The sequence below is a fragment of the Chryseobacterium sp. VD8 genome (assembly GCF_037149975.1).
GTDB lineage: Bacteria > Bacteroidota > Bacteroidia > Flavobacteriales > Weeksellaceae > Chryseobacterium > Chryseobacterium indicum.
In genome coordinates this window covers 1-6,261 of record NZ_JBBCQL010000250.1, presented here as the reverse complement: position 1 = coordinate 6,261, position 6,261 = coordinate 1, and the positions used below count along the sequence as shown (strand labels likewise).

7 protein-coding genes are annotated in these 6,261 nt (G+C 39.1%); all 7 read left to right on the top strand.

Annotation, left to right across the window (positions count from 1 at the left end; genetic code table 11):
- The coding region (locus tag WFK35_RS23320) for an efflux RND transporter permease subunit (protein WP_442892091.1) at nucleotides 1-1,452 on the top strand (1,452 nt) is incomplete at its 5' end.
- 48 nt (nucleotides 1,453-1,500) lie between these two features.
- Nucleotides 1,501-2,727, top strand: a complete 1,227-nt coding sequence (locus WFK35_RS23315) for a TolC family protein (RefSeq protein WP_442892090.1) — start codon at nucleotides 1,501-1,503, stop codon at nucleotides 2,725-2,727.
- Nucleotides 2,728-2,732: 5 nt separating this feature from the next.
- A complete protein-coding gene (locus WFK35_RS19470) occupies nucleotides 2,733-3,872 on the top strand; it encodes an efflux RND transporter periplasmic adaptor subunit (RefSeq protein ID WP_336734024.1) in 1,140 nt (379 codons plus the stop codon).
- A 200-nt stretch (nucleotides 3,873-4,072) separates the two neighbouring features.
- On the top strand, nucleotides 4,073-4,459 hold the full coding sequence (locus WFK35_RS19465; protein WP_336734021.1) for a hypothetical protein: 387 nt from the start codon (nucleotides 4,073-4,075) through the stop codon (nucleotides 4,457-4,459).
- 75 nt (nucleotides 4,460-4,534) lie between these two features.
- Nucleotides 4,535-4,978: a thioredoxin family protein gene (locus WFK35_RS19460; protein ID WP_336734018.1), complete on the top strand. Its 444-nt coding sequence runs from the start codon at nucleotides 4,535-4,537 to the stop codon at nucleotides 4,976-4,978.
- 11 nt (nucleotides 4,979-4,989) lie between these two features.
- The gene (locus WFK35_RS19455; protein WP_336734016.1) at nucleotides 4,990-5,916 is read left to right on the top strand and encodes an FAD:protein FMN transferase; all 927 of its coding nucleotides are present in this window, start codon (nucleotides 4,990-4,992) and stop codon (nucleotides 5,914-5,916) included.
- The coding region (locus tag WFK35_RS23310; RefSeq protein WP_442892089.1) for a DUF4266 domain-containing protein at nucleotides 5,913-6,261 on the top strand (349 nt) is incomplete at its 3' end. The genes WFK35_RS19455 and WFK35_RS23310, both read left to right, overlap by 4 nt.

Genomic DNA, 6,261 nt, shown 5'->3' with positions numbered 1-6,261 from the left:
CTTGAAGAAGGAGATTTTGCCGTAGAAACCAGAGTTTTGCCGGGAAGTAATCTGAATACAACCATTGAAAGTACCCAAAAAGCTGCTCATATCCTGAAATCAAGATTTCCTGAAGTACAAAAAGTCGTGACAAAAATCGGGAGCGGGGAAGTTCCTACGGATCCGATGCCGATGGATGCTGCCGATTTGATGGTGATTCTGAAAGATAAAAAAGAATGGACTTCTGCCTCTACATTCCCTGAATTGGCAGATAAAATGAGCAAAGAACTGCAGGATGTTCCCGGAGTAACCGTAAGTTTTCAGTTTCCGGTGCAGATGCGTTTCAATGAACTGATGACGGGAGCAAGACAGGATGTCGTGGTGAAGATTTTCGGTGATGATCTGGACGTTCTTTCCCAAAATGCCCAAAAACTTGGGAAAATTATTGAAACTGTAGACGGAGCGCAAAATCTTTACATCGAACCGATTGCAGGAATGCCACAGGTAACCATAGAATATAACCGTCCTGTTATTGCACAATATCATTTATCCATTTCAGATATCAACCGGATTGTGAATGCTGCATTCGCAGGGCAGAGTACAGGTCTCGTTTTCGAAGGTGAAAAACGTTTCGATATGGTCGTTCGTCTCGATTCTAAAGTCCGTAAAAATTTGAATGATATTAAAAATCTTCTAGTTCCGACTCCGTTTGGAAACCAGATTCCCCTTTCCCAACTCGCAAAAGTTGAAGTAAAGAACGGTCCCAACCAAATACAGAGAGAAAATGCACAACGCAGAATTGTCGTTGGATTTAACATCAAAGGAAGAGATGTTCAGAGCATCGTGGAAGAACTTCAGACTAAAGTAAACAAAGAGATAAAACTTCCGACAGGTTATTATATGACTTACGGAGGTTCTTTTGAAAACCTGAACAATGCAAAACAGCGTCTGATGATTGCCGTTCCGGTTGCTTTGGCGCTTATTTTCGTGATGCTGTTTTTAGCATTCGGCTCGATGAAAGAAAGTCTGCTGATATACACTGCAATTCCACTGTCAATTATTGGCGGCGTATTTCTTCTGGCTTTGAGAGGAATGCCTTTCAGCATCAGTGCAGGTGTTGGATTCATCGCTCTTTTCGGAGTGGCAGTTCTCAACGGAATCGTTCTCATCTCAGAATTCAACAGATTATACAAAAGCGGAATCCGGAATATCGTAAGAATTGTAATTGATGGCGGGGAGTCCAGACTTCGTCCGGTTTTGATGACTGCTTTCGTAGCATCTTTAGGATTTATTCCGATGGCGCTCAGCAACGGAGCCGGAGCAGAAGTTCAGCGTCCGTTGGCAACCGTGGTGATCGGAGGTCTGCTCGTTGCAACCTTTCTTACCCTTTTTGTACTGCCGCTTCTTTATGTAACCATTGAAAAAGGATTTAAAATGAAATCGCCATCATTTGGAAAACGCAAACGCCTTTGAAGAAAACGCGATTACATATGACCTTTAAAAAACAATAAATATCTACATATGAAAAATAATCACAAAAATATAACGGCTGTATTCATTTTGCTATTCAGCTTTGCAGGATTCGGACTGAAGGCACAAACGCCAATTAATCTTAAGACTTCGATCAATACCGCACTGGAAAACAACAGAAATCTTAAAAACGAAAAGCTGAAATCGGAATATTCTAAAGCTTTGATAAAATCGGCTAATGATATTCCGCAGACTGGTATAACGTTCGATTACGGACAAATCAACAGTGCGTACAACGATATGAAATTTGGCGTTTCCCAGAATATTGCTTTTCCGACAGTGTATAAAAAGCAGAAAAATGTATACACCGAAGAATGGAAAAAATCTTTGCTGAATATTTCCCTGAAAGAATATGAACTAAAAAAAGCAGTCAGTCTTACCTTTTACAACATTCTGTACTGGAAGGAAAAAGAAAAGCTGCTGAATGAAATCCTGAAACTGTACACCGACTTTTCCGACAAAGCGAACCTCAGACTGAAAGCAGGGGAGAGCAATATTCTGGAAAAAACAACCGCTTCAAGCCAGAAATCGGCGATAGAAATTCAGTTAAAACAATTGCAGCAGGAATTAGCAGTTTTAAAGATCCAGTTTCAGTGGCTTTTGAATACGGAAACAGATTTCATTCCCGAAGATTCAAAATCTTTTGTCAATTCTTTAAACGAAAAACTGGCAGATCATCCTTTGCTCAAAATCTGGGAACAGCAGAAAAACATTTCCGTAGAACAAATCGCACTGGAAAAAGCAAAAATGCTTCCCGGTCTGCAATTGGCGTATAATCTGAACAGTTTTAAAGGATTGGGTCCGGATGATAAACTCTACAATGCAACACCTCAGTTTCATTCGGTGCAGGTCGGTGTTTCGCTTCCGATATTTTCAGGAGGTCAGAAAGCGAGAATTGAAGCCGCAAAAGTTGCGCAGTCTGTTGCAGAAAGTGAGCTGAAAAACGCGGAATTTAACCTTCAGAATCAGCTTAAAAAAGCCAGAGAAATCTATCAGTCCAATCTGGAAATTGTTTCAAAATATGAAAGTTCCGACCTTAAAAATGCAGATGTCATTACCGAAACGGCGAAAAGACAGTTTATCGGCGGAGAAATCAATTACCTTGAATTTGTGATCCTCGTGAATCAGGCAGTACAGCTTAAAAACAATTACACCGATGCCGTCTGGAAACTTAATCAAAGCGCCATTGAACTGGAATACCTTACTTTAAATCCGTAAAAAAAATGAAATCAATTTCAATATATACCCTATTAATCATCTTTTTTGTCTTCATTCAATGTAAAAAAGAAGAAGCTCCAAAGCAGGAAAAAAGCCTCCCGAAAGACGAAAATGTAGTTACTTTAACCGATGCTCAGTTGAGAAATGCGCCGATAGAAACAACCACACTTTCATTACAGAATATCGCTTCAACCCTGAAATTAAACGGTATGATCGATGTTCCGCCTCAAAATCTGGTTTCCGTAAGCATTCCGCTTGGCGGTTATCTGAAATCCAGCAATCTTCTTCCGGGAATGCCGGTTTCCAGAGGTCAGGTGATTGCCGTGATTGAAAATCCGCAGTTTATTCAGCTTCAGCAGGATTATTTACTGGCAAGATCCAAAGCACATTTTGCAGAACTGGACTACAACCGTCAGAAAACACTGAACCAAAGTCAGGCAAGCAGTGATAAAGCCATGCAGCTCGCTCAGTCTGAAATGAACAGCCAGAGAATTTTAATGAATTCATTGGCGCAGCAGCTCAGACTCATCAATATCAATCCGGAATCTTTAAAATCCGGAAGCATTACGAAAAGCGTTCCTGTGTACAGTTCAATCAATGGTTTTGTAAGCAAAGTGAATGTGAATATCGGGAAATATGTAAATCCTTCGGATGTGCTTTTTGAGCTCATCAATCCCGATGACATCCACCTGAATCTTAAAGTGTACGAAAAAGATCTGGAAAACCTGAAAAAAGGACAGCGTTTTGCAGCATATACCAATGCAGATCCGGGCAAAAAATATTATGGGGAAATTCTTCTCATCAGTAAAGATATCAGTCAGGGCGGTTTGGCGGAAGTTCACTGCCATTTCGATAAATACGATCACACGTTGGTTCCGGGAATGTACATGAATGCCGAAATTGAAACCAGCACCTCCTTTTCCAATTCGGTTCCGGAAGAAAGCATCGTGAATTTTGAAGGCAAAGACTTTGTGTTTGTTGAGGTTAAAAAACAGACGTACCGATTGACTCCGGTGACTTTAGGCGAAACGGAAAACGGATTTATCCAGATCCTCAATTTTGATGATTTTAAGAATAAAAAGATCGTGACCAAAAATGCCTATACGCTTTTGATGAAACTTAAAAATACGGAGGAAGAAGAATAAATATTAAATTTAAAGTAATTTGATATTATTATTCGTCAGTTAAATATGTAAAGTCTGTCTGAAAGAATTTCAGAATTAATTTACACAAGTTTATAATTTAAACAATAAACTAAAGCTGAACAATTTATTGAACATTTTAGCGTTATAATCAGGATTAATTTAAAATCATTCTTAACAGAAGATTTTATACCTTTGATTAGGTGAAAAAGTTGGTTTCCATATTGTTACTATCCCTGTTCTTGGTTTCTACAACCGAGCTGTATCAGCTTTTGAAGATTCCTACTTTGGTGGAACATTACTGGGAGCACAAACAGCTTAATCCGGAAATGCCGCTGATTGCGTTTTTCAGAGCACATTACGATCATCCTGCAAAAGACGGAGATTACGGTAAAGACAGAAAACTGCCGTTTGTAATTCATTCTGCACCGCTTACTTTGGTTTTCACCATCAATCCGGGCTTTTATTTTGAAACAAAAACGGAAAATTTCAGATCACTGAAATCGCATAAAATTCCTTCAAAGGATGAAGATTTCTGCTACAAAGGATTCGCGGGATCTGTCTGGGAACCACCAAAACCGATTGCTTAATTCATTTACCATTTTTTGATTTCATTTAATCAAAATCCATCATTTATTATCAAAATCATTATAAAATTTAAAATAATGAAAACAATAGTATCAGCCATTCTTATGGTTGTATTTTCCTTTGGTTTCCACGCACAAAACAGATTGGAAAGCGCAAAAAAAACGGCTGCAGAAAACAAAGAACTCATTCTGCTAAACTTTTCCGGTTCAGACTGGTGTATTCCGTGTATCAAGCTTCATAAAAATATCATTGAAACAGAAGATTTCAAAAAACTGGAATCTGATAAAGTGATTGTGTACATCAACGCAGATTTCCCGCGAAATAAGAAAAATCAGCTTTCTGCCGATCTGAAAAAAGAAAACGCTTCTCTTGCCGATGCATATAATAAAAAAGGCTTGTTTCCGTATACGCTTTTATTAAATTCAGAAGGGAAAATTCTGAAAAGCTGGGAAGGACTGCCTTCAGAAAATGCACTGGCTTTCAGTAAAGAAATCAGGGAAATCAAAGAAAAACAAAAATAACAGAAAAAGAGATGCTTAGAGAATTCAAAAGACCTCAGAAACTGATGGGGAACGCTTTTGAAATTACCGTTGTAAGTAATGATGAAAAATCCGCTTACGATCATATTGACGCCGCTATTGATGAAATCCGGAGAATCGAAAAACTGCTGACAACCTTCAGCGATGAGAGTCAGACTAATCTCATTAATCAAAATGCAGGAATAAAACCTGTACAAGTAGACCGCGAGATTTTTGATCTCATTGAAAGAAGTTTGAGAATCAGCAGAATTACAGACGGCTACTTCGATATTTCTTACGGCGGAATCGATAAAAGTTTCTGGAATTTCGACCGTGAAATGAAAGAGCTTCCTAATCCCGAAAAAATAAAAGATCATCTTAAACTCGTTAATTATCAGAATATTATTCTCGATGGCGACAATCAGACGGTTTTTCTCAGAGAAAAAGGAATGCGCATCGGTTTTGGAGGAATCGGAAAAGGATATGCCGCAGAAATGGCAAAAAGAATTCTCATGGAAAGAGGCGTAAAATCCGGAATTGTAAATGCTTCAGGCGATTTAACAACTTGGGGAAATCAGGCGGACGGAAAACCCTGGACTGTAGGAATTGCCGATCCCGACAATGCAAAACAGCGTTTTTCTTATATGAATATTACGGATATGGCGGTCGCAACTTCAGGAAATTACGAGAAATTCGTAGTCATCAATGGTAAAAAATATTCTCATACCATCAATCCGAAAACAGGAATGCCGGTTTCGGGCGTAAAAAGTGTTACCGTATTTTGTCCCAACGCAGAAATTGCCGACGCAATGGCAACTCCCGTCAGTATTATGGGAATCGATGCCGCGCTCAGTATGATCAACCAGATCAATCATCTGGAGTGCATTATCATCGACGATGAGGACAGAATTTATTCATCTCAAAACATTAACTTAAAATGAAAAATATAATTAAAAATACCAGAAATGTTGTTCAAAATTTATTTGGGCAGCTTTCACCGTCTTCCACTCCCGCTTTTTTGTTCGTTCCTCACAAAAAGAGCTCCGTTCAAGCCGGGCTGCGAAGATTCAACGGTTTAAATTACAGAACAGTTGCAGTTCTTTCGATATTGACAATTCCTTTGCTGAACTCCTGTACCACCGTAAAAGAATACGAAAAAAATAAACTCAACGATGCCGAAATGGTGCTTGGAAACCGAACAATCGAAAAGACCGAACTGAGCTTTCAGTCTTACAGAGAAGGTTCTTCAGGAGCCAATGCCGGAAAAGTGGGTGGTGGTTGCGGAT